Raw genomic sequence first — 22868 nt, forward strand, 5'->3', positions numbered from 1 at the left:
ACGCGAGGTCGGATTCCAGCCAGCGGTGATCGCCCGCCACGAGTTTCATTGAACCCGCAACCAACTGCACGGCGGGAACAAGGGAGCCAACAATGAACGGCAAGGCGGTACTGGTCACCGGTGGCAGCCGCGGCATCGGCGCGGCAACGGCCCTGCGGCTGGCCCGGGAGGGCGCCGACGTGGCGTTCACCTACGTCAGCGACGCGGAGGCGGCGGCCGAGGTGGCGGGGAAGATCGAGGCGGCCGGTCGGCGCGGGCTGGCCCTGCGGGCCGACGCCCGGGACGCGGCGGCGGTGGCCGCGGCGGTCGAGCGGACCGTTGGCGCGTTCGGGCGGCTCGACGTACTGGTCAACAACGCCGGGATCGGGGTGCTGGGTCCGCTGGACGGGCTGAGCACGGCCGATGTGGACCGGGTGCTGGACGTGAACGTGCGCGGCACCTTCCTGGCCACGCAGGCCGCGGCCGCCCATCTCGGCCGGGGCGGGCGGATCATCACCATCGGCACCTGCATGACCCAGCGGGTGCCCGGCCCGGGCGGCACGCTGTACGCGATGAGCAAGGCGGCACTGACCGGCCTGAACAAGGCGCTGGCCCGGGAACTTGGCGAGCGCGGCATCACCGCGAACCTCGTCCACCCGGGCCCGGTGGACACCGACATGAACCCGGCGGACGGCCCGTACGCGGCGGGCCAGACGGCGCTGACTGCGCTGGGCCGGTTCGGCCGGGCGGAGGAGATCGCGGCGATGGTGGCGTTCCTGGCGAACGAGGAGTCCGCGTTCATCACGGGCGCGGAATTCTCGGTCGACGGCGGCCACGCAGCCTGACCCCGCCCCCCGAGCGCGCCCGCGCCCCCGACAGCCCCGGGGGTGTTGGCCCCCGGGGCTTCAGTGGGGCGGGGTCAGCCCGCGAGTTCCTGGTGGCGGGTCGTCAGGGCCGACGTGCCCGCGTCCGTCAGGGAGCCGTACAGGCGCAGGCGGGAGAAGCCGCCGTCCGGGAAGATGTCGATCCGGACGTGGGTGCCGACCGCCGGGGTGTCCAGGACGAAGCGGTGGTTGGTGTCGGGCTGGAGCCGGGTGCGCGGCAGGAACTCCTGCCAGTCGCCCTCCTCGCCCGTCTTGACGGAGAGGGAGGCCCAGCCCGCCGAGTTGCCCTTCAGGTAAGCGGTGTCGATCTCAATGGCGCGGATCTCCGACTCGGCGACCAGCTGGTACCGGATCCAGTCGTTGCCGTTGTCACGGCGACGGGCGGTCTCCCAGCCGTCGTCCATCTTGCGGGAGCGGCCCGGGTTGATGGTGTTGGTCGGCGGGGAGTAGAAGCGGTTGGACGCGTCCTGGACGGCGCCGCCGTTCTCCAGCGCCACCACGTCGAAGGAGCCCAGGGCCTGCAGCCACTTCGGGTCCGGGAGGACCTCGCCGTAGACGCGCAGGCGGGCGATGCCGCCGTCCGGGTGCTGGTTGACGCGCAGGTGCGTGAAGCGCTGCTCGACGGTGACCTCGAAGCCGTTGGCCGCGTGGCCGCCGACCGGGGTGCGGGGGACGATGGTCGTCCACTTCACCTCGTCGCCTTGGAGCTCCTCCGGGGTCGGCGCGAGCGCGCCCTGCCAGTTGGTGGCCTCGATGGAGACGGCCTGCGGCATGTTGCCGCGGAAGTGGGCGGTGTCGACGACGATGCCGCGGATCACGCCGGGAGCGCCCAGGCGTACCAGCGCCCAGTCGTGGTCCTCAGGCGTAGGCCACGGCTGCGTCGCGGAGACGCCACGGCGGCGGCGGGTCTCCCAGCCGTCCATGACCTTGCCCTTGTGGCCGAAGTGCTCGGGGTCGAAGTGCGCGGCCTCGGCGATCAGCAGGTTCTCGCGCTGGGCGAAGAACTCGTCGTTGGCGGCGATGACACCGGCGCCCAGCTCACGGGCGGCGAGGTTCGCGTACTGGGTGAACGGGAAGTCCGCGGTGCGGTAGTCCGCGTACGGGTCGCCGCCTCCGTACGGGTTCGCGTTGCCGGTGAAGGATGCCAAAGGAGTCGAACGCTGTGCCACGGTCAGTTCTGCCTTTCGAGGAGGAGGCCGGTGGGCTCGGACGGGGTGCCGTGGTCGGCGATCTGCCGCCCGCGCAGCCAGGTGGACTTCACGACGCCGTGCAGGGTCTTGCCCGCGTACGCCGTGACCTGGTTGCGGTGGTGGAGCTCGGCCGGGTCCACAAGGAACGTTTCTTCAGGGGCCAGCACCGCGAAGTCGGCATCGCGGCCGGCCTCGATCGCGCCCTTCTGCTCCAAGCCCGCAAGCCGGGCCGGGGCCGCGGACATCCAGCGGACGACGTCCTCCAGGGAGTGGCCGCGGCGGCGGGCCTCGGTCCAGATCGCCGGGAGGCCCAGCTGGAGGGAGGAGATGCCGCCCCAGGCGGTGGAGAAGTCTTCCGTCTTCAGGTCCGCGGTGGAGGGCGAGTGGTCGGAGACGATGCAGTCGATCGTGCCGTCGGCGAGCGCGTCCCACAGCAGGTCCTGGTTGGCGGCCTCGCGGATGGGCGGGCAGCACTTGAACTCGCTGGCCCCGTCCGGCACTTCCTCGGCGGTGAGGGTGAGGTAGTGCGGGCAGGACTCGACCGTGATCCGGACACCCTCGGCCTTGGCGGCGGCGATCAGCGGCAGCGCGTCGGAGGAGGACAGGTGCAGGACGTGCACCCGCGCGTCCAGGCGCTTGGCCTGGGCGATCAGGTTCTCGATCGCGGTGTTCTCGGCGTCACGCGGCCGGGAGGCCAGGAAGTCGGTGTACTTGGGGCCGGGGACGACCGGCGCCGATTCCAGGTGGTGCGGGTCCTCGGCGTGCACGATCATCAGGCCGCCGAAGCCGGCGATCTCCGCGAGGGAGGCGGCCAGCTGCTCCTGGTCGAGCTCGGGGAACTCGTCGACGCCGGAGGGCGACAGGAAGCACTTGAAGCCGAAGACGCCGGCGTCGTGCAGCGGGCGCAGGTCCTTGACGTTGTCGGGCAGGGCGCCGCCCCAGAAGCCGACGTCCACATGGGCCTTCGCGCGCGCCACGTCCTGCTTGACGACCAGGTTGCCGGTCGTGGTGGTGGGCGGCAGCGAGTTGAGGGGCATGTCGAGGATCGTGGTGATGCCGCCGGCCGCGGCGGCGCGGGTGGCCGTCCAGAAGCCTTCCCACTCGGTGCGGCCGGGGTCGTTCACGTGGACGTGGGTGTCGACCAGGCCGGGGAGCAGCACATCGTCCCCGAAGTCCTGCAGGCGGGCGCCGGCGGGCACCTCCGCCTCGTACGGCAGCACGGCCGCGATCCTCCCGGCGGCGACGGCCACCGAAGCGGCGCGCGTCCCCTCGGGGGTGATGACGCGCGTCGAGCGCAGTACCAGTTCCACTGCCACGTCGGACACCCGGAACCTCCCCATCTACTTCCACAGAGCGAAATTCAACGTTCTGTTGACGGAGTCTTCACGCCGATCCGGGGCCCGTCAAGAGCACCCGGACGGACAGCCCACACGCCCGAGCCACAATTGGAGATTTCCACAGAACGGAATTAAGATTTCGCTCTACAGAACGTAGCTACCACCACCGGGAGCCGGGCAGGCGCCCCGCGGAGGGCGTCCGCCACCCGGACAAACCCCCTCTGACCGGCGAGGACGGCACCGCCCCGGCACTAGGGCCGACGGCCGGTGCCGGGTAGGCTGCTTCCTTGCCTGCCAGCACCGAAAGGACCGCGCCGTGCCGACGTCCAGCGCCAGCACCACCGACGCTTCCTCGAAGACGACCGCCGCCAGCGGTGGCGTCCAGTCCCTCGAGCGCGCCTTCGATCTGCTCGAACGGATGGCCGACGCCGGGGGTGAGGTCGGCCTGAGCGAGCTTTCCGCCGCCAGCGGACTGCCCCTGCCCACCATCCACCGCCTCATGCGCACGCTGGTGGCCTGCGGCTACGTACGCCAGCAGCCCAACCGGCGGTACTCGCTCGGCCCCCGCCTGATCCGGCTCGGCGAGTCGGCCTCCCGGCTGCTCGGCACCTGGGCCCGCCCGTACCTCGCCAGGCTGGTCGAGGAGACCGGCGAGACGGCGAACATGGCCCTGCTCGACGGTGACGAGATCGTGTACGTCGCCCAGGTGCCGTCCAAGCACTCCATGCGGATGTTCACCGAGGTCGGGCGCCGGGTGCTGCCGCACTCCACCGGCGTGGGCAAGGCGCTGCTCGCGCACACCCCGGCGGAGGAGGTCCGGGCGCTGCTCGCCCGTACCGGCATGCCGGCCGCGACCGAGAAGACCATCACCACGCCCGAGGGCTTCCTGGAGGCGCTGGAGCAGGTCCGCAAGTCCGGCTACGCGGTCGACGACAACGAGCAGGAGATAGGGGTCCGCTGCCTGGCGGTATCGGTACCGAACTCGCCGACCGCCGCCGCGATCTCGATCTCCGGCCCGGCGGGCCGGGTGACGGAGGCGGTGGCCGAGTCCTTCGTACCGATCCTGCAGGGCGTGGCGGCGGAGCTCTCGTTGGCCCTGGCCAACCAGAACCCGGCGTAGCCGGGCGAGCCCGGCGGGGCGCAGCGGGGCTCGGCGCGGCCGGGCGGAGCCCTGCGTGTTCAGGGGCCGGCCCCGCCCCCCGACGGGGTCGGCCGGTCCGTGCCGCGGCTACGCCGGGACCGAGTCCGTGAGGCGGCCGTCGGTCATCGTGGTCGTGTGGTCCACTGCCGTCAGGTGCGCGCGGTCGTGGGTGACCAGGACCGTGGCCGTCGCCTGGTCACGGGTCAGCGAGACCAGCAGGTCCAGGACGGCCGCGCCGCGCTCGTGGTCGAGCGCGCTGGTGGGCTCGTCCACCAGCAGGACCGCGGGCTCGTTCATCAGCGCCCTGGCGATGTTCACCCGCTGGCGCTGCCCCCCGGACAGCTGGTGCGGACGCCTGTCCGCCTTGTCCGCCAGGCCCACCGCCGCCAGCAGCTCCAGCGCCCGGCGCCGCAGCTCCCGGGAGGGCCGGCCGGACAGGTGGGCCATCACCTGGAGCTGCTCGGCCGCGGTCAGCGCGGGCAGCAGGTTCGGCTGCTGGAAGACGATGCCGATCTTCGACCGCCGCAGCGCCGACTTCTCCGCCGCGGTCAGCTTCCCGGTGTCCTGTCCGGCGATCACCACCCGGCCCGAGTCCGGGGTCACCAGCGTGGCGGCGACGGCGAGCAGGCTGGACTTGCCCGAGCCGGAGGGCCCCACCACCGCGGTGAGGGTGCCGGCCGGTACGTCGAGGTGGACCCGGTCGAGGGCGGTGAGCCGGCCCTCGCCGTCCGGGTAGGTCAGCGTGACGTCATGGACGAGGAGAGTCATCGGGCGCTCCCGAGAGCGGTCAGGGGGTCGACGGCGGTGATCCGCCGGATGGACAGGGCCGCACCGGCCGCGCCGAGCAGGATCATCACCGCGGCGGGTACGAGCACGGTGGCGGCGTCCAGGACGAACGGCACGTTGCCGCCGCTGATCAGTCCGCCCAGGCCCGCCGCAAGCAGGGTGCCGAGCCCGGTGCCGGCGGCCAGCATCACCACGGCCTGGCCGAGGGCGTCCTTCAGCAGGTACGGGGTGGAGGCGCCGAGGGCCTTCAGGACGGCGACGTCCCCACTGCGCTGGATCGTCCAGACCGTGAAGAAGGCGCCGATGACGAGCGCGGAGATGGCGAACAGGAAGCCCCGCATCAGCTGCAGGGAGCCGTTCTCGGCCGCGTAGGAGCCGATGGCGCCGAGCGCCTCGTCGACGCTCTGGGTCTTCGTCCCGGCCGCCCGGTCGCCGGCCGCCCAGTCCGTGCCGGCGTCCCCGTCCAGGGCCACGACGGTGGCCAGGGTGTCGGTGGAGGTGCCCGGGTTCCCGATCCGCTGCCAGTCGTTGAGGTCCATCCAGACCACCGGGGTGTGGCTGTAGGAGGCGGTGCCGGAGACCGACCGGACGGTCAGCTCCAGGGTGCCGATCTTCAGGGTCCCGCCGGCCGTCTGCCCGCCGAGTTCCTTCGCGGCCCGCTCGGAGAGGATCACCTCCCCCTGGGCGATCCGGGCCGGGGCGAGGCCGCCGTCGGCCTCGACGCCGAAGGCGGAGACGGAAGCGGTGCGGTCACCGGCGACCGCGTTGGTGGTGCGGATGCCGACCGGCTGCGCCGAGGTCACCCCGGACTGCTTCCGCCACTCCAGCCAGGCCGGCTCGGCCACCTGCGAGTTGCTGAAGGACACCTTCTGGTCCCCCTCGGGCTCGGCAAAGGCGAGGTGCGAGGCGGGCAGCCCGGAAATGGCCGAGATGTTCTCCCGGGCCAGGCCGGCGGTGAGCCCGGACAGCAGGCCCACCAGCAGTGTGATCAGTACGACGACCGTGCCCATGAGGGCGAACCGGCCCTTGGCGAACCTGAGATCTCTCCATGCGACGAACATGTTCCCCACCCTGCTTTCCGCCCCGCCCGCACCGCATCGAGCCGCAGTCCCGATCCTGGTATCGAAGGGCGCATTCGGACATCAAACTTTTGGTTGACCGGGTCGGCCCGATGGCACGCCTAGGCTGGTCGGGTCATGTCTTTTCTGGAATCCCGGCCCCTCACCCCCGTGTCCCGCATGCTGCGGCTGTGTCTGCACGCCCTGCTGCTGGGGCTGCTCGGGCTGGCCTCGGCGCGCGCCCTGGCCGATGCCGCACCGCAGGCCGGCGCCGTGCTGGCGATCTGCCTGCTGATGGCCCTCGTGTACGCGGCCGGGGTACGGACCTCCGCCGTGCACCGGTCCCCCCGGGCGGGTGCGCTGTGGCTGGCGGCCCTCGGCGCGGCCTGGGCGGGACTGCTCGCGGTCTCCTCGGACGGGCTGTGGATCGCCTTCCCCCTGTACTTCCTCCAGCTGCACCTGCTGCCGCTGCGCTGGAGCCTGCCCGCCGTGGCGGTGACCGCCGGTGCGGCCATCGGAGGCTTCCTGGTGCACAGCCCGGCGGTCACCCCGGGCGCCTTCCTGGGGCCGCTGCTGGGGGGTGCGGTGGCCGTGGCGACCGTGCTGGGCTACCAGGCGCTGTACCGGGAGAGCGAGCGGCGCCGGGAGCTCATCGAGGAGCTGATCACCACCCGGGCGGAGCTGGCCGCCGCCGAGCGCGACGCGGGTGTCCTGGCCGAGCGGGAGCGGCTGGCCCGGGAGATCCACGACACTCTGGCGCAGGGCCTGTCCTCGATCCAGCTGCTGCTGCGGGCGGCGGAGCGGACCCTGCCGGCCGATGCGCCGGCCGGCCCGCACATCGCCCGGGCCCGGGAGGCCGCGCAGGAGAACCTGGCGGAGGCGCGGCGGTTCGTACGGGCGCTGACTCCGCCGGACCTGGAGCACGGTTCGCTGGCGGCGGCCCTGGAGCGGCTGTGCGGGTCGGCGCCCGGGCCGCGGGTCAGGTTCTCGCTGAGCGGGCCGGTCCGCCCCACCCCGCTGCCCACCCCGTACGAGGTGGCGCTGCTCCGCATCGCCCAGTCGGCGCTGGCCAATGTGGTCCGGCACGCCAGGGCCGGGCGGGCCGAGATCACGCTGACCTTCATGGATGCCTCGGTGACCCTGGACGTCGTGGACGACGGCACGGGCTTTGACCCGTCATTGGCAGCATCGGCCGGCGGGGGCGGCTTCGGGCTGCCCGCGATGCGGTCCCGCGCCGAGTCGCTGGGCGGGATCTTCACCGTGGAGTCCGCACCCGGCCAGGGCACCGCCGTGGCCGTGACCCTTCCGCTGCCGCTGCCCGTGGAGGCCTGACCATGACCATCCGGCTGCTGCTGGCCGACGACCACCCGGTGGTCCGGGCCGGGCTGCGTGCGGTGCTGGACACCGAACCGGGGTTCACGGTGGTCGCGGAGGCCGCGACCGCCGAGCGGGCGGTGGAGCTGGCCGCCTCGGAGGCGGTGGACGTGGTCCTGATGGACCTGCAGTTCGGTCCGGGCATGCACGGCTCGGCGGCCACCGCGGCCATCACCGCGCGGCCCGGCGGGCCCCGGGTCCTCATCCTGACCACGTACGACACCGATGCCGACATCCTGGCGGCGGTGGAGGCCGGTGCGGCCGGCTATCTGCTCAAGGACGCCCCGCCGGAGGAGCTCGCGGCGGCCGTGCGCACGGCGGCGGCCGGGCAGTCGGCGCTGGCGCCGGCGGTGGCGCTGCGGCTGATGGACCGGATGCGGACGCCGGCGGAGGCGCTGACCAAGCGGGAGCTGGAGGTGCTGCAGCTGGTCGCGGACGGGCTGTCCAACCAGCAGATCTCGAAGCGGCTGTTCCTCAGCCAGGCGACCGTGAAGTCCCACCTGGTGCACATCTACGCGAAGCTGGGCGTCGACTCCCGTACGGCCGCGGTGGCCGCGGCCGGCACCCGCCGCCTGATCCGCACCCCCTGACGGAACGGGTCGGTCTGACGGACGGGCCGGTCAGGCCACCCAGTACGGGCGGTCCACCGCCGGGTGCAGCGGGACTCCCTCGTGGAAGGCCGTGGCCAGCCGGCGGACCGCCTCGTCCAGGCGGGCCGCCGGGAGGGTGTACGGGATGCGCAGCCGGTGTTCGAAGGTGCCCGGGTCCACGCCGAAGCGGGCGCCCCGGCCGATGTACACCCCGGCCGCCGCCGCCCGGTCCTCCAGCGCCGAGCTGACCGGTTCGCCGAGGTCGACCCAGAGCGAGAGGCCGCCCGGCGGGAGCTGCCAGGACCATTCCGGGGTGTGCCGCCGGAGCGCCTCGGCCAGCGCCTGCCGCTGGGACCGCAGCTGCGCGAGCCGGGCGGGCAGGCCCGCGTCCAGGCCGGCCAGCAGCGGGAGCGCGAGCAGCTGGTCCAGTACCGAGCCGGTCATGTCCGCGGCCACCCGGACGGCCGTCACTTCGTTGATCAGCTTGGCGGTGGCCCGGATCCAGCCCACCCGGATCCCGCCCCAGTGGGTCTTGCTCAGCGAGCCGATGGTGATCACGTGGTCGGCGCCGCCGCGCGGGGCGAGGGAGGCGAGCGGCGGGGGCGCCGGCACATCGAGGGCGATGTCGGCGATGGTCTCGTCGACCACCAGCCAGCTGCCGGTGCGCCGGGTCGCGGCCAGCAGCCGGAGCCGCTGCTCCGCCGGCATCAGGGCCCCGGTGGGGTTCTGGAAGTCCGGGACCACGTAGACCAGTCGCGGCACGGTCTGGCGCAGCGTGGACTCGGCGATCTCCATGTCCCAGCCGGCGTCCGAGACCGCGATGGCGGCGGTGCGCAGGCGGGCGTGGCGGATCGCGTCCAGGGCGTTGGAGTAGGTGGGGTTCTCGGTGACCACCCGGTCGCCGGCCCGGCACAGCAGGCTCATCACCAGGGCGAGGGCCTGCTGGGCGCCCGCGGTGACCAGGATCTGCTCGGGGCGGGTGGGCAGGCCGCGCCGGGTGAACCGGTCCGCGACGGCGGCCCGCAGGTCGGGCAGGCCGAAGGGGTGGTAGCCGGGGGTGCGGGCGGCCTCCGGCAGCCGGGGGGCGGCCCAGGCGAGGGCCTCGGCGACGCTGCCCTCGGGGGCGCCCATGGCGGCGGTGGCCAGGTCGATGCCCTCAGTGCCCTCAGTGCCCTCCCCAATGTGGCCGCCGGGGCCGAGCAGCACGTGCGCGCCGACCGGCCGGTGGCCTTCGGGCAGTTCGGTCCAGGTGCCGGAGCCGCGCCGACTGCGGACGTAGCCGCTCTCGCGCAGCAGGTCGTACGCGCCGGTGACGGTGGCCCGGCTGGCGCCGAGGGCCTCGGCGAGCTCACGCTCGGCGGGCAGCCGCACATGGAGGGCGATCCGGCCGTCGAGGATCAGGGTGCGGACGGCGTCGGCGAGGGCGCGGTAGCCGGGCCGGGCCAGTACCCCGGCGGGGAGCAGTGCGGCCAGCTGGCGGCTGCCGATGGTGCTGTCCGCCGTCTGGACCACTCGCCCGTTTGCCATGCCAACCTCCCCCGATTGGCTCTGCCTGCCAGGCCAATCGGGGTCCAGACTCGCGGTATTGGCCCCCGATTGGCAAGGAGTTGCCGAGATGATCACGGATCGCGAAGAACGTGCCCTGCTGCTCGCCGCGGAGCACCGGATCGCCGAGCCGGTGCGGTTGCGCGCCGTGTCGGCCGCCGTGGGCGCCGTGGGCGCCTGGTTCCGGGAGCGGTCCCGGCGCCGGCCGCAGTCGGGGCGGCGAGAATCGGTGTCATGCCAGCCAACGAGCCCTCCACCGACCCCGCTTCCGGCCCCGCTTCCGGTCCCACTTCCGGCCTCGCTGCCGGCCTCCCCCGCCCGCCCCGCCCCCCGGTGATCGCCGGGCTGCTGCTGGCCGCCGGCGGTGGCCGGCGGCTCGGCGGGCGCCCCAAGGCGCTGCTCCCCCACCGTGGCCGCCCGCTCGTCGAGAACGCCGTACGGGTACTGCGCGAGGCGGGCTGCGCACCGCTGCACGTGGTGCTCGGGGCCTCCGCCGCCGAGGTCCGCGAGCGCGCCGACCTGGCCGGCTGTGTGGTGCTGGACAACCCGGACTGGGCGGAGGGCATGGGCTCCTCGCTGCGGGTCGGGCTGGCCTCGCTGGCCGGTACGGGCGCCTCCGCGGCCCTGGTGTCGCTGGTGGACCAGCCGGGCATCGGGCCGGCGGCGGTGGCCCGGGTGCGGGCCGCGTACCGCTCCCCGGCGAGCCTGGTCGCCGCGGCGTACGACGGCGAGCGCGGCCACCCGGTGCTGTTCGGCGCGGACCGGTGGCCGGACATCGTGGCGACTGCGACCGGCGACCGCGGCGCGCGCGTCCATCTGAGTGCACATGCGGCGGAACTCACGCTGGTGGAGTGCGCGGACGTGGCGGAGCCCTTCGACATCGACCTGCCGGCCGACCTGGCGCGCCTCGACCCGGCCTGAGCTGCGGTTCCCCGGGCGTCCCGGCCGGGAGCCGCGCGGCGGGCCGGGCTGTGCGGGGCGTGACCGGGGTGGCACTGAGCGCCATCCGGGGTAGGTATCTGTCGACTCAGAGAATCTCGACATCAACAAACCATTGAACTTCCACCATGAGGAAATTACTATCCACTGGTCAGAAGCGCCCTGAACCCCCAGACGGCGCCCGCGACCGTAATTGGAACTCTCCACACTCGACGGCACTGCGTGCCGTCCGCGCGCGAGCATTCCCCAGCGGCCGCCAGGCACCGCCGCTGAAGGAGTGACAGATATGTCCGCACCAGCGCCGTCCCCGCTGGCCATCGTCGACGCCGAGCCCCTGCCCCGGCAGGACGAGGTCCTCACCGAAGCGGCACTCGCCTTCGTGGCCGAGCTGCACCGGCGGTTCACCCCGCGCCGGGACGAGCTCCTGGCCCGCCGCGCCGAACGGCGCGCCGAGATCGCCCGCACCTCCCACCTGGACTTCCTCCCGGACACCGCACAGGTCCGCGAGGGAGACTGGAAGGTCGCGCCGGCCCCGGCCGCGCTCAACGACCGCCGGGTGGAGATCACCGGTCCGACCGACCGCAAGATGACCATCAACGCCCTCAATTCGGGCGCCCGGGTCTGGCTCGCCGACTTCGAGGACGCCTCCGCTCCCACCTGGGAGAACGTCGTCCTCGGCCAGCTCAACCTGATCGACGCCTACGAGCGCCGGATCGACTTCACCGACCCGCGCACCGGCAAGACGTACGCCCTGAAGCCCGCGGACCAGCTCGCCACCGTCGTGATGCGCCCCCGCGGCTGGCACCTGGAGGAGCACCACCTCCAGCTCGACGGCCGCTCCGTCCCCGGCGCCCTGGTCGACTTCGGCCTGTACTTCTTCCACAACGCGCAGCGCCTGATCGACCTCGGCAAGGGCCCGTACTTCTACCTCCCCAAGACGGAGTCCCACCTGGAGGCCCGCCTCTGGAACGAGATCTTCGTCTTCGCACAGGACTACGTCGGCATCCCGCAGGGCACGGTCCGCGCGACCGTCCTGATCGAGACCATCACCGCCGCGTACGAGATGGAAGAGATCCTCTTCGAGCTGAAGGACCACGCGGCCGGACTGAACGCGGGACGCTGGGACTACCTCTTCTCCATCGTCAAGAACTTCCGCGACGGCGGCGAGAAGTTCGTCCTGCCGGACCGCAACGCGGTGACGATGACCGCCCCGTTCATGCGGGCGTACACCGAACTGCTGGTCCGCACCTGCCACAAGCGCGGCGCGCACGCCATCGGCGGCATGGCGGCCTTCATCCCGTCCCGCAAGGACGCCGAGGTCAACAAGGTCGCCTTCGAGAAGGTCAAGGCCGACAAGGACCGCGAGGCGGGCGACGGCTTCGACGGCTCCTGGGTCGCCCACCCGGACCTGGTCCCGATCGCGATGGCCTCCTTCGACGCGGTGCTCGGCGACAAGCCGAACCAGAAGGACCGCCTCCGCGAGGACGTCTCGGTCGCCCCCGGCGACCTGATCGCGATCGACTCGCTGGACGCCCGCCCGACCTACGACGGCCTGCGCAACGCCGTCCAGGTCGGCATCCGCTACATCGAGGCCTGGCTGCGCGGCCTGGGCGCCGTCGCCATCTTCAACCTGATGGAGGACGCCGCCACCGCCGAGATCTCCCGCTCCCAGATCTGGCAGTGGATCAACGCGGGCGTGGTCTTCGAGAACGGCGAGACGGCCACCGCCGACCTGACCCGCAAGGTCGCGGCCGAGGAACTGGCCGCCATCCGCGCCGAGATCGGTGAGGAGGCCTTCGCGGCCGGCGAGTGGCAGCAGGCCCACGACCTGCTACTCCAGGTCTCCCTGGACGCGGACTACGCGGACTTCCTGACCCTCCCCGCATACGACCGCCTGATCGCCAAGCGCTAACCCCCCACCCCGCTTCGACTGCATCGCACAGCAGCCGAATCGACCGCCCCGCCCCCGGTGTCACCCGACCCCGGGGGCGGCGCCGTCCCCGGCAACTTCCGCCGGCACCGCACCCGCCACCAGGTCCGCCATCACCCCGGCCGGCAGCGCGGGGTTGGCCGCCGCCGCCTCCACCACCCGCCAGTCCCGGTCGGTCAGCAGCCGCAGCAGGTCCGGTACGGGGAGCTCGGGGCGGCCGGCGGCCAGGCGCCGGGCCCGGCCGTCGGCCAGGCAGGCGCAGAGGGCCCGGGCCGTGGCCCGCGGATGCGCGGCGATGGCCCGGAGCGCCTTGCGCGGCGGGTGCGGACGCCCCGCAAGCTCCTCCAACAGGGCGGCCGGGGCATCGGGGTTGGCCGCGATCCCGGCCGCCACCTGATCCCCGAACCGGTCGAGAAGGGACCGCAGCCGGGCCTCGGACAGGCCCGGGTGTGCAGCGGCCCGCGCGGCCACACCGGCGTCCGGGTCCCCGGCCAGCGCCTCGCGCACGGCATCCGGCAGGTCGCGCCGCTGCGCGAGGAACCGGCGCACCCCGGCCTGCGGTGACCGGGCCAGGCCGGCCACCACCTCGGGCGGGAGATCCGCACGGTGTGCGACGGAGCGCAGCACCTCGTGCGAAGCGGTATCGGCGAACAGGACACCGAGCACGGCCGAACCGACGCCCGGGTTCCCGGCGAGTTCCATCCGGATCCCGGGCACCGGGTCGGCGGCGAGCCGGGCGTACGCCGTCTGCGGGAGGTCCGGGTGGCCTGCCAGGGACCAGCGGAGCAGCACCGAGGGCGAGTCGGCGAAGTGGGCCGCGGCCTCCCCGGGGGTGGCGGGATTGCCCAGCGCGGCCCGCCGGATCCGGTGGCCGGTGGACTGGTGGGTGCCGTCGCAGGCCGCGTCGGCCGGCAGGTCGCAGTCCGCCCGCCCGCACTGCGGGTCGTGGCTGAACGGCACCGGCTCCTGGTCGCAGACCAGGCACGCCCGGGCGGCCGGCAGGCCTTCGCCGGTGAGCAGCGCGCGGAGCACCGGGGGCGGAGTCGCCCGGTTGTGGGCAACCGCGAGGCGAACCTCCGCGTGGGGGTGGCGGGCGAGCCGGGCGGCGAGCTCCGGGCCGGCCTCCAGGGCGAGTTCCGCCACCACGTCGATGTCCGGGTCGGCGGCGAGCAGGTCAACTACCTCGGCGGACAACACGGCGGGTTCAGCGGCGAGCAACCTGCGGTGCAAGGCATCCGGAGCCGCGGCCAGGACCCGCGCCCATGCCGGAGGTGCGGTGCCGTGGCGGAGCAGGGCGAGGGCGGCGAGCGGCCAGACGGCGGGATCCACGTCCGCCGTGTCGAGGCGGCCCCGTTCGGCCAGGCATACGGCGACCTTCTCCCCGTACACGGCGGTGAGGGCGGCTGCGTGCGCCGGGCCGAGGTCCGGGCGTTCGGCGAGTACGACGGCGACCTCCGCAATAACGGAGTCTGGCCCGGACTCGATGACGCAGTCGACCAGCCGGCCGAGCAGCGCGGAAGGGAGGGCGGGGTTGGCGGCGAGCCCGAGCAGGAGGTGGTCCACCCCCGCATCCTGCGGCCTCGGGCGCCGGCCCGCTCGTGGATTTCCGTCGGCCGCCCGGCAGTCCAGGCGGTCAAGCCCGAACGACCGGTCGGTCGTTACTCCATCGTAACCTGCGGCTACCTAGCGGTAACAAGACGGGGCATGCCACATTCCTGCCAACCCCCCGGCCGGAGGTACCCCCACTTACCCAGCCACGCACCGGAGTTCTCGTCGTCCCCGGCGTGGCCGACCGCAGGAGTTCCGCAGTGATCGGATTCCGCACGATACGCAAGGACCGGGCGACCGGCAGCCGGGTGCGACGGGTGGCCGGCGCGGGTCTGGCCGTGCCGCTGGCCCTGGCCGGGGTGTTCACCGCCGGCGCCGGTACCGCAGCGGCCGGGCCCGGGCAGGGGCCCACCGCCGTGGTCGCCCTGGGCGACAGCTACATCTCCGGCGAGGCCGGCCGCTGGAAGGGCAACAGCCTCACCAACAGCGGGAGCCGGAACGGCACCGACCGCGCCTGGGTGAGCGGCTCCAGTTACGACCCGTCGAAGGTATACGGCAGCACCGCCGCGAACGGCTGCCACCGCTCCGACTCCGCCGAGGTCAAGAGCGCCGGCCCGATCGCCGCCGTGGCCGTCAACCTGGCCTGTTCGGGTGCGGTGACGGACAATGTGTTCCGCGCCTCGAACGGCGGGGTGGCCTACAAGGGCGAGGCCCCGCAGGCCGATCAGCTCGCCGCCGTCGCCGCGAGCCACGACGTCAAGCTCATCACGCTGTCCATCGGCGGCAACGACCTCGGCTTCGCCCAGATCATCGAGGACTGCGCCTACGACTTCGTCCTCTGGAACTCCTACTGCCACGACGACCAGCAGTACGGGGTCGACCAGAAGATCGACGGGGTGATGGCGAAGGTCGGCAAGTCGCTGGACGAGATCCGCACGGTGATGCGGAACGCCGGGTACGCGGACTCCTCGTACCGGATCGTGCTCCAGTCCTACCCCTCGCCGATTCCGCGGGGCGCGGAGAACCGGCACCCGCAGAGCGACTGGAGCCGCTACAACACCGGCGGCTGCCCCTTCTGGAACCGGGACTCCGACTGGGCCCGGGACTCCCTGGTGCCGCAGATCGCGAACCGGCTGAAGGGTGTGGCGGCGGCCAAGGGCGCCCAGTTCATGGACCTGCGGGACATGCTGCAGGGGCGTGAGGTCTGCGCCAAGGCCGGCAAGCCGGTCAGCTCGACCGTCCCGGCCTCCGCGACGACCAGCGAATGGGCCCGCTGGATCGACAACAACGAGACCCAGGGCCTGGTCCAGGAGTCCATGCACCCCAATTACTACGGCCAGCTGGCCGCCGGCCGCTGCCTGTCGCTGGTCGCGGCCCAGCCCGCCGGCGCGGCCGGGTTCTCCTGCCGCAACACCGCCGGGCAGGACCACACCGGGATGTACCTGACCGCCCTCCCGTAAATCCGGATGATCCACCGGCCTGCGTGCTGCCATGCTCACCGGCATGGCAGCACGCAGGATCAAACCCAGCCTCTACATCTCCGTCGACATCGAGGCCGACGGCCCCATCCCCGGCCCGTACTCGATGATCAGTCTCGGCGCGGCGGTCGCCGGCCGGCAGGACGCCGAGGGCTACACGGCCGCGGACCCCGAGCAGGACACCTTCTACCGTGAACTCCGGCCGATCAGCGAGGAGTTCGTACCCGAGGCGCTCGCCGTCAGCGGGCTGGACCGGGACCGGCTCCGGACCGAGGGCGCGGACCCGGCCGCGGCGATGCGGGAGTTCAGCGCCTGGGTCCGCGAGGTGTCGGCGGGCTCGGGGGCGGGCGCGGGGGCCCAGCCGGTGATGTGCGGCTACCCGGCCTCGTACGACTGGACGTTCCTGTACTGGTACCTGATCCGCTTCACCGGGGAGAGCCCCTTCGGCCACTCCGGCTGCCTGGACATGAAGACCCTCTACGCGACGAAGGCCGCGCTCCCGCTCCGCGCCGTCGCCAAGGGCACCATGCCGCGACACCTCCTCTCCCGCCGCCGGCACACCCACCACGCGCTGGACGATGCGATCGAGCAGGCGGAGCTGATGAGCAACCTGATGGCCTGGCCGGGCATGCCTTCGTGAGACAGGGGTCCGGCAGAACTGACGGGCCGTGAGTTACCGTCGGTAATACCGGTCGGTAATGTTCTGCCGTCCGGTCCTCGCTGTTCCCACGCCCCACACCGGGGAGCCGCCCGGCATCACGCGACGCCGGGCCCTCACCGTCACCGGCGGTGTGCTCGCCGGGGCCGCCCTGGCCGCCAACGCCTTCCCCGCCTTCGGTGCCGAGTCGTACCACGCGGACGCCATCGTCGTCGGGCACGGCCTCGCCGGCCTCGTCGCCACCGCCGAACTCGCGGCTGCCGGGCGCAAGGTGCTGCTCCTGGACCAGGAGCCGGAGGCCAGCATCGGCGGGCAGGCGTTCTGGTCCTTCGGCGGACTGTTCTTCGCAGACTCCCACGAGCAGCGCCTCATGGGCATCAAGGACTCGCGCGACCTCGCCTGGCAGGACTGGCTCGGCACGGCGGGCTTCGACCGGGACGTCGACGACCCTGCCGGTCCGGACCACTGGGCGTACAAGTGGGCCGAGGCGTACGTGGACTTCGCCTCCGGGGAGAAGCGGTCCTGGCTGGCCGGGCTGGGCGTGCAGTGGTTCCCGATCGTGGGCTGGGCCGAGCGCGGTGGCGGGCTCGCGGACGGCCACGGCAACTCGGTGCCGCGGTTCCATGTCACCTGGGGAACGGGCCCGGCGGTCGTCGAACCCTTCGAGAAGAAGGTGCGGGCCGCCGTCGGGAACAAGAAGGTGACCTTCAAGTTCCGGCACCGGGTGGACGAGCTGGTCACGACGGCGGGAGCCGTCACCGGCGTGCGCGGGGCCATCCTGGAACCCAGCAGCTCGGCACGCGGCACGCCCAGCTCCCGCACCGTCGTGGGTGAGTTCGAGCTGCGCGCCCCCGTCGTCGTGGTCACCTCCGGGGGCATCGGCGCCAACCACGAGCTGGTCCGCCGGAACTGGCCGGCCAGGCTCGGCACCCCGCCCGCCACCATGGTCACGGGCGTGCCCGCGCACGTGGACGGCCGTATGCTCGCCATCACGGAGCGCGCGGGCGGACGCATCGTCAACCCCGACCGCATGTGGCACTACACCGAGGGTCTCCGCAACTACGCCCCGATCTGGCCCGGTCACGGCATCCGCATCCTGCCGGGCCCGTCGTCGATGTGGTTCGACGCGAAGGGCCGGCGCTTCGGCACCCCGGACATCCCGGGCTACGACACCCTGCACACCCTGAAGTCGATCACGGACACCGGCTACGACTACTCGTGGTTCGTGACTACGCAGAAGATCCTCGCCAAGGAGTTCGCCCTCTCGGGCTCCGAGCAGAACCCCGACCTCACCAACAAGGACATCCTGAAGCTGCTGTCGCGGATCTGGCAGAGCCCGGAGCCGATCGAGAGGTTCAAGCAGCGGGGGGCCGACTTCGTGGTCGCCACGAACCTGACCGACCTGGTCGCCGGAATGAACAGGCTGACCGGCGACGACCTGATCGAGCTGGCCGGCCTCAAGCGGCAGATCGAGGCGCGGGACCGGGAGATGGAGAACCTGTACACCAAGGACGTCCAGGTCATGGGCATCTGCAACGCCCTCGCCTACCCCGGGGATGCCATCAGCCGGACGGTGTCGGCCCACCGGATCCTGGACCCGTCCGCCGGCCCGCTGATCGCCGTACGCCTCAACATCCTCACCCGCAAGACGCTCGGCGGCCTCCAGACCGACCTCTCGGGGCGGGTCCTCGACGCCTCCGGCAACCCCGTGCCCGGCCTGTACGCGGCGGGGGAGGTCGCCGGCTTCGGCGGCGGCGGGGTGCACGGCTACCGGTCCCTGGAGGGCACGTTCCTCGGCGGCTGCATCTTCTCCGGCCGGCAGGCCGGCCGGGCAGCCGCAGCCGCCACCGGGGTCTGACCCCGAACGGCGGCTATCCGAAGCCGACCGGGAGGTATTTGAGGCCGTTGATGAAGTCCGAGCGGACCCGGCGCGGCGACCCGGCCAGGGCGAACTCGGGGTGGCGGCGCAGGAGTTCACGGATCAGGGAGTTGATCTGGGTGCGGGCCAGGCCCGCACCCAGACAGAAGTGGGGACCGCCGCCGCCGAAGGCGAGGTGCTCGTTCGGGGTGCGCCGCACGTCCAGGGTGAAGGGGTCCGTGAACACCTCCTCGTCCCGGTTGGCGGAGGTGTAGTAGGTCACCACCTTCTGGCCCGCCCGGATCGGCACTCCGCGCAGCACGGTGTCCCGGGTGGCGGTCCGGCGGAAGTTGTGGATGGACCCGCTCCAGCGCAGGAACTCCTCCGTGGCGGTGGCCCACAGCGCGTCGTCCTCGGTGCCGGCGGCCAACTCGGCCCGCACCTGCGGATGTTCGGCGAGGGCCAGCACGGTCTGCGAGAGCAGGTTGCGGGTGGTCTCGTTGCCCGCCACGCAGAGCAGGACGAAGAACATGTTGATCTCGTCCGGGGTGAGCCGGTCCCCCTCCACCTCGGCGTGGACCAGGGTGGTCAGGATGTCCTCCCGGGGCCGGACCCGGCGTTCGGCCACGAGCGCGTCGCAGTACGCGTAGATCTCGGCGGCGGCCAGGTCGCTGTCGGCCCGCCCGCCGGACAGGTCCGGGTCCTGGCCGCCGGCCATCCGGTTGCTCCACTCGAAGACCAGCCGCTCGTCCCCGGCCGGTACGCCGATCATCTCGCAGATGGTCTCCACCGGCAGCCGGGCCGCGATCTCCTCGACGAACTCCACGGTCCCGCCGGCCGGGATCGTGGCGACCAGGTCGGCCGCCTGCTCGCGGATCCGGGTGGCCAGCCGGCGGATCACCCGCGGTGTGAACCCGGCACTGACCAGGGAGCGGTAGCGGGAGTACCGCGGCGCATCCATGCCGAGCAGCACCAGGCGCAACGCCTCCAGGGACTCGGGGGCCTGGTCGCGGATGAGGAAGGAGCCGAGCTCGGTGGAGAACAGCTCCGGGTCGCGGCTGACGGCCTTGATGTCAGCGTGCCGGGTGACGGCGAAGAACCCGTCGTGGCCTCCGGGTACGTCGTGCCAGTGCACCGGGTCCTCCCGGCGCAGCCGGGTGAACTGGTCGTGCGGGACCTCGCGGGCCCAGGTGTCCTCGAGCAGGTTGATCTCGCCGGCGGGGATCACGGTCACGATCGGACTCCTTTCAGGAGCGTGCCAGGAGTGCGCTGAGGGCGTCGACGACAAGGGCGTCGGGGACGGCGTCCGGTTCGAGGCGGTGCTGCATGGCGAGGCCGAGGAGGACGCCGAGGACCAGGGCGCCGGTCTCCTCCGGGCTCCGGGCCAGCGGGGTGCCGGTGGTCTCGGCCCAGTCGGCCAGGCCCTCGCCGAGCTGGGCGCGGATCTCGGCGTACCGCTGGGCGAGGCGGCTGCCGATGAGCGGGCTGCGGGCCCCGTGCAGCCACAGCTCGGTCTCCAGCAGCAGCCAGGCCTCGCCCCGGTCGGGGTGCGGCCGGGTGAGGCTGCCCCACATGGCGCCGAAGTGCACGGCGGGGTCGGCCGGGTCGGTGCTGCCGGCGATCTCGGCGGCCAGTTCCTCGGCGGTGCGGTCCTTCCACACCTCCAGCAGGGCCAGCAGCAGGCCCTCCTTGCCGCCGAAGTGGCTGTAGAGCGCGCCGGTGGTCCGCCCCGCCGCTTCGGCGACGGCTTCGGCGGACACGGCGTGGAACCCCTTGCGGGCGAAGAGCTCGGCCGCCGCGTCGATGAGCCGGGACCGGGTCTCGGACTTGCGCTGGGCCTGGGGTGTGCGGGGCGGCGGCACGGCACCTCCGGTGGGGGTCGGCGGATCGGGGGTTCGGCGCAACTTATATCGGCCGTCGGATATAAGTGTTGCGCTCTGCCCTGACTGCCCGTCAACCCCCGTGCAGTGCGGCGCGCCTCGGGCGAACGGAGGGCGGCCCGTGCAGGATCGGGCCATGAAACGGTTCGATGGCGCTGGCGATGGCGGTGCCGTGCCTCCCGGAGACCGCTACGGCGAGGCGGTGTTCCGGCCCGAGCAGGCGGGCGAGGACGAACGCATCGACCTCGGCGCGCTCGCGTACGACGCCTTCACCCTGGCCCGGCTGACGGAACTGGGCGTCGGCCCCGGCTGGCGCTGCCTGGATGTGGGCGCGGGCACGGGCACGGTGGCCCGCCTGCTCCTGGAGCGGGCCGGGGTCGCGGAGGTCCTCGCCGTCGACCGCGACGTACGCTTCCTCCGGGCGCACCCGGCCGCCGGGCTCACCGCCCTCGAAGCGGACGTCACCGACCCGGACTTCATGCCCGGCCGGTTCCGGCTGGTCCATGCCCGGTTCGTGCTCATGCACCTGCGCTCCTGGCAGCAGATGATCGGCAGGCTCGCCTCCCTGCTCGCCCCCGGCGGGGTCCTGGTGCTCAGCGACGCCGTGGACCTGACCACCGCCGCCACCTCGCCGGACACCCCGTACAGCCGGGTGATGGGGGCGATGTGGCACGGCCTGCGGGACACCCTCGGCACCGACGTCTCCTGGGTGCCGGACTACCCCCGGCACCTCCGGGCGGCCGGCCTCACCTCCGTGGCGGCCGAGATCCACGTCCCCCCGCTGCTGCCCGGCAGCCCCATCAGCCGGTTCTGGGCGGAGACATGGGAGCGCGCACGGGAGGCGATGACGGCCACCGGACTGGTCGACGACGCGACGATCGACGCGGCGATCCGCTATCTGGACTCGCCCGAGTGCGCCGCCCTCTCGCCCGGCATGCTCACCGCCTGGGGAACGGCGAAGGCGTAGCCCAGGCCGCGCAGCTCCCGTACGGATACGGCGGTGCGCACGCCACACCCGCAGTGGGTGGCGTGCGCACCGCCGTACGGTCTCGCCGGACACCCCCTAGTGCGCGGCGGCCGGTTCCGGTACGGCCGCGCCGGCGCCCGCGTTCTTGCGGCTGCCGAGGTGGTTGAAGGCCAGGTTGAGCAGGATGGCCACCACGCAGCCGGTGCTGATGCCGGAGTCCAGGACGACGAGCAGGTCCTCCGGGAAGGCGTGGTAGAACTCGGGCGCCGCGATCGGGATCAGGCCGATGCCGACGGAGGCCGCGACGATCAGGGCGTTCTCGCCCTTCTCCATGGCCGCGCCGGCCAGGGTCTGGATGCCGCTCGCGGCGACCGAGCCGAACAGCACGATGCCGGCGCCGCCGAGTACCGGCAGCGGGACCAGGGCGATGACGGAGGCCGCCACCGGGCACAGGCCGAGCAGGATCAGGATGCCGCCGCCGGCCGCGACCACGAACCGGCTGCGCACCTTGGTCATCGCGACCAGCCCGATGTTCTGTGCGAAGGCGCTGCACATGAAGCCGTTGAAGACCGGGCTGAGCGCGCTGCCGAGGGTGTCGGCGCGCAGGCCGCCCTCGATGGTCTTCTCGTCCGCCGGCCGTCCGACGATCTTGCCGAGGGCCAGGATGTCGGCCGTGGACTCGGTCATGCAGACGAGCATGACGATGCACATGGAGATGATCGCCGCGACCTGGAACTGCGGGGCGCCGAAGTGGAAGGGGGTGGGGAAGCCGACCAGGTCCGCGCCGGCAATGGCGTCGAAGCCGGTCATATTCAGCGGGATCGCGATCAGCGTGCCGGCGACCAGGCCGAGCAGGATGGAGATCTGCTGGAGGAAGCCGCGCAGGAACTTCCGCATCAGCAGCACGATGGCCAGGGTGAGGGCGGCCATCCCGATGTTCTTCATCGAGCCGTAGTCGGCGGCGGTGGAATTGCCGCCCTGGGACCAGTTGAAGGCCACCGGGAGCAGCGAGACGCCGATCAGGGTGATCACCGTGCCGGTGACCACGGGCGGGAAGAAGCGGACGAGTTTGCCGAAGTAGGGGGCGGCGAAGAAGCCCAGCAGGCCGGCGACGATGATCGCGCCGAAGATGATGGGGATGGCGTTGTCCCCCTCCCCCTTGCCGATGGCGATCATCGGGGTCACACCGGCGAAGGAAACGCCGTTGACGAAGGGGAGTTTGGCGCCGATCTTCCAGAATCCGAGGGTCTGGAGGAGGGTGGCGAGTCCGGCGGTGAAGAGGGACGCGCCCATCAGGAAGGCGGTCTCCTTGGCGGAGAGTCCGACGGCCGGGCCGACGATCATGGGCGGGGCGACGACACCCGCGTACATGGCGGCCACGTGCTGGAGGCCGCTGGTGAACATCTTCAGAGGAGGCAGGGTCTCGTCGACCGGGTGCTTTTCCTCCGGTATTGCGACTGCATCTTTGCGAAACCTGGGCGCGTTGGCCACGGCTTCCTCCGCTCGGTTGAACACGTCGGCAGGGACGTGGTGTCTTGGAGGTCGTGCGAAAGCTGTGCAAGTCGAGCCTGTATGCAGTTGTGGGGGGAGACGGTTTTCGGGCATGGCGGTGCCGTGGCCGTGGTGCGTTCCAGGTACGGAGCCGTGGTGGCACGAGTCACCGCGCCCGGGGGCGCCGCCGGAATCCGGTGGCACCGCCCGGGAACGGCTGCCGCGGACCCCGCTC

General features: G+C 72.7%; 19 protein-coding genes. 10 read left to right on the forward strand and 9 right to left on the reverse strand.

Going from position 1 to position 22868, the window contains the following annotated elements:
- Positions 1 to 92 precede the first annotated feature (92 nt).
- Positions 93 to 824, forward strand: a complete 732-nt coding sequence (locus ABT123_RS12700; RefSeq protein ID WP_351312617.1) for an SDR family oxidoreductase — start codon at positions 93 to 95, stop codon at positions 822 to 824.
- A 74-nt stretch (positions 825 to 898) separates the two neighbouring features.
- Here ABT123_RS12700 and alc read toward each other — a convergent pair whose 3' ends face one another.
- Both alc and allB read right to left on the reverse strand, forming a co-directional pair.
- A complete protein-coding gene (gene alc, locus ABT123_RS12705; RefSeq protein ID WP_502970943.1) occupies positions 899 to 2032 on the reverse strand; it encodes an allantoicase in 1134 nt (377 codons plus the stop codon).
- Between the two features lie 2 nt (positions 2033 to 2034).
- Complete coding sequence (allB, locus tag ABT123_RS12710) at positions 2035 to 3378, reverse strand: allantoinase AllB (RefSeq protein WP_351312621.1); 1344 nt, start codon at positions 3376 to 3378, stop codon at positions 2035 to 2037.
- A gap of 328 nt (positions 3379 to 3706) precedes the next feature.
- On the opposite strand from allB, the gene ABT123_RS12715 reads away from it, so the two are divergent.
- Entirely contained in the window at positions 3707 to 4510 is an 804-nt protein-coding gene (locus ABT123_RS12715; protein ID WP_351312622.1) for an IclR family transcriptional regulator, read from the forward strand.
- Between the two features lie 108 nt (positions 4511 to 4618).
- On the opposite strand, the gene ABT123_RS12720 is transcribed toward ABT123_RS12715, so the two are convergent.
- Together ABT123_RS12720 and ABT123_RS12725 are read right to left on the reverse strand one after the other, a co-directional pair.
- Entirely contained in the window at positions 4619 to 5299 is a 681-nt protein-coding gene (locus tag ABT123_RS12720; protein WP_351312624.1) for an ABC transporter ATP-binding protein, read from the reverse strand.
- Positions 5296 to 6378 carry an ABC transporter permease gene (locus ABT123_RS12725; RefSeq protein ID WP_351312626.1) on the reverse strand — a complete coding sequence of 361 codons (1083 nt, stop codon included), beginning with the start codon at positions 6376 to 6378 and terminating at the stop codon, positions 5296 to 5298. Before ABT123_RS12725 ends, ABT123_RS12720 begins: the two co-directional genes overlap by 4 nt.
- Before the next feature lie 144 nt (positions 6379 to 6522).
- Here ABT123_RS12725 and ABT123_RS12730 point away from each other — a divergent pair, with 144 nt between their 5' ends.
- Entirely contained in the window at positions 6523 to 7707 is a 1185-nt protein-coding gene (locus tag ABT123_RS12730) for a sensor histidine kinase (protein ID WP_351312789.1), read from the forward strand.
- Between the two features lie 2 nt (positions 7708 to 7709).
- Positions 7710 to 8339 carry a response regulator gene (locus ABT123_RS12735; protein WP_150206566.1) on the forward strand — a complete coding sequence of 210 codons (630 nt, stop codon included), beginning with the start codon at positions 7710 to 7712 and terminating at the stop codon, positions 8337 to 8339.
- A gap of 30 nt (positions 8340 to 8369) precedes the next feature.
- On the opposite strand, the gene yczR is transcribed toward ABT123_RS12735, so the two are convergent.
- Positions 8370 to 9866, reverse strand: coding sequence for a MocR-like transcription factor YczR (yczR, locus tag ABT123_RS12740; protein WP_351312628.1), 1497 nt, complete (start codon positions 9864 to 9866; stop codon positions 8370 to 8372).
- Positions 9867 to 10118: 252 nt separating this feature from the next.
- Between yczR and ABT123_RS12745 the strand changes: the two genes are divergently transcribed.
- Positions 10119 to 10805: a nucleotidyltransferase family protein gene (locus tag ABT123_RS12745; protein ID WP_351312630.1), complete on the forward strand. Its 687-nt coding sequence runs from the start codon at positions 10119 to 10121 to the stop codon at positions 10803 to 10805.
- A 304-nt stretch (positions 10806 to 11109) separates the two neighbouring features.
- Complete coding sequence (aceB, locus tag ABT123_RS12750; protein ID WP_351312632.1) at positions 11110 to 12735, forward strand: malate synthase A; 1626 nt, start codon at positions 11110 to 11112, stop codon at positions 12733 to 12735.
- A gap of 60 nt (positions 12736 to 12795) precedes the next feature.
- Here aceB and ABT123_RS12755 read toward each other — a convergent pair whose 3' ends face one another.
- Positions 12796 to 14316, reverse strand: a complete 1521-nt coding sequence (locus ABT123_RS12755) for an amino acid adenylation domain-containing protein (protein WP_351312634.1) — start codon at positions 14314 to 14316, stop codon at positions 12796 to 12798.
- Between the two features lie 248 nt (positions 14317 to 14564).
- Between ABT123_RS12755 and ABT123_RS12760 the strand changes: the two genes are divergently transcribed.
- From ABT123_RS12760 to ABT123_RS12770, 3 genes are read left to right on the forward strand one after another with little or no spacing between them, the layout of a single operon-like run.
- On the forward strand, positions 14565 to 15761 hold the full coding sequence (locus ABT123_RS12760; protein ID WP_502970946.1) for a GDSL-type esterase/lipase family protein: 1197 nt from the start codon (positions 14565 to 14567) through the stop codon (positions 15759 to 15761).
- A gap of 43 nt (positions 15762 to 15804) precedes the next feature.
- The gene (locus ABT123_RS12765) at positions 15805 to 16419 is read left to right on the forward strand and encodes a 3'-5' exonuclease (RefSeq protein ID WP_351312638.1); all 615 of its coding nucleotides are present in this window, start codon (positions 15805 to 15807) and stop codon (positions 16417 to 16419) included.
- 58 nt (positions 16420 to 16477) lie between these two features.
- Positions 16478 to 18295, forward strand: coding sequence for an FAD-binding dehydrogenase (locus ABT123_RS12770; RefSeq protein WP_351312640.1), 1818 nt, complete (start codon positions 16478 to 16480; stop codon positions 18293 to 18295).
- Positions 18296 to 18308: 13 nt separating this feature from the next.
- Here the strand turns inward: ABT123_RS12770 and ABT123_RS12775 are convergent, their stop codons facing one another.
- Together ABT123_RS12775 and ABT123_RS12780 are read right to left on the reverse strand one after the other, a co-directional pair.
- Positions 18309 to 19529: a cytochrome P450 gene (locus tag ABT123_RS12775; RefSeq protein WP_351312641.1), complete on the reverse strand. Its 1221-nt coding sequence runs from the start codon at positions 19527 to 19529 to the stop codon at positions 18309 to 18311.
- Positions 19530 to 19542: 13 nt separating this feature from the next.
- Complete coding sequence (locus ABT123_RS12780) at positions 19543 to 20157, reverse strand: TetR/AcrR family transcriptional regulator (RefSeq protein WP_351312643.1); 615 nt, start codon at positions 20155 to 20157, stop codon at positions 19543 to 19545.
- A gap of 154 nt (positions 20158 to 20311) precedes the next feature.
- Between ABT123_RS12780 and ABT123_RS12785 the strand changes: the two genes are divergently transcribed.
- On the forward strand, positions 20312 to 21142 hold the full coding sequence (locus ABT123_RS12785) for a class I SAM-dependent methyltransferase (RefSeq protein WP_351312644.1): 831 nt from the start codon (positions 20312 to 20314) through the stop codon (positions 21140 to 21142).
- 96 nt (positions 21143 to 21238) lie between these two features.
- Here ABT123_RS12785 and ABT123_RS12790 read toward each other — a convergent pair whose 3' ends face one another.
- Entirely contained in the window at positions 21239 to 22633 is a 1395-nt protein-coding gene (locus ABT123_RS12790; protein ID WP_351312791.1) for a nucleobase:cation symporter-2 family protein, read from the reverse strand.
- Positions 22634 to 22868 lie beyond the last annotated feature (235 nt).

Source organism: Streptomyces sp. NPDC002054, from assembly GCF_040296685.1.
In the GTDB taxonomy this organism is placed as follows: domain Bacteria; phylum Actinomycetota; class Actinomycetes; order Streptomycetales; family Streptomycetaceae; genus Streptomyces.

Bases quoted from the DNA above. Each gene is read 5' to 3' on its own strand.
- ABT123_RS12725 (WP_351312626.1), bottom strand. From the start codon at position 6,378: ATGTTCGTCGCATGGAGAGATCTCAGGTTCGCCAAGGGCCGGTTCGCC.
- aceB (WP_351312632.1), top strand. From the start codon at position 11,110: ATGTCCGCACCAGCGCCGTCCCCGCTGGCCATCGTCGACGCCGAGCCC.
- ABT123_RS12765 (WP_351312638.1), top strand. From the start codon at position 15,805: ATGGCAGCACGCAGGATCAAACCCAGCCTCTACATCTCCGTCGACATC.
- ABT123_RS12700 (WP_351312617.1), top strand. From the start codon at position 93: ATGAACGGCAAGGCGGTACTGGTCACCGGTGGCAGCCGCGGCATCGGC.
- ABT123_RS12745 (WP_351312630.1), top strand. From the start codon at position 10,119: ATGCCAGCCAACGAGCCCTCCACCGACCCCGCTTCCGGCCCCGCTTCC.
- ABT123_RS12720 (WP_351312624.1), bottom strand. From the start codon at position 5,299: ATGACTCTCCTCGTCCATGACGTCACGCTGACCTACCCGGACGGCGAG.
- ABT123_RS12785 (WP_351312644.1), top strand. From the start codon at position 20,312: ATGAAACGGTTCGATGGCGCTGGCGATGGCGGTGCCGTGCCTCCCGGA.
- ABT123_RS12735 (WP_150206566.1), top strand. From the start codon at position 7,710: ATGACCATCCGGCTGCTGCTGGCCGACGACCACCCGGTGGTCCGGGCC.
- yczR (WP_351312628.1), bottom strand. From the start codon at position 9,866: ATGGCAAACGGGCGAGTGGTCCAGACGGCGGACAGCACCATCGGCAGC.
- ABT123_RS12770 (WP_351312640.1), top strand. From the start codon at position 16,478: ATGTTCTGCCGTCCGGTCCTCGCTGTTCCCACGCCCCACACCGGGGAG.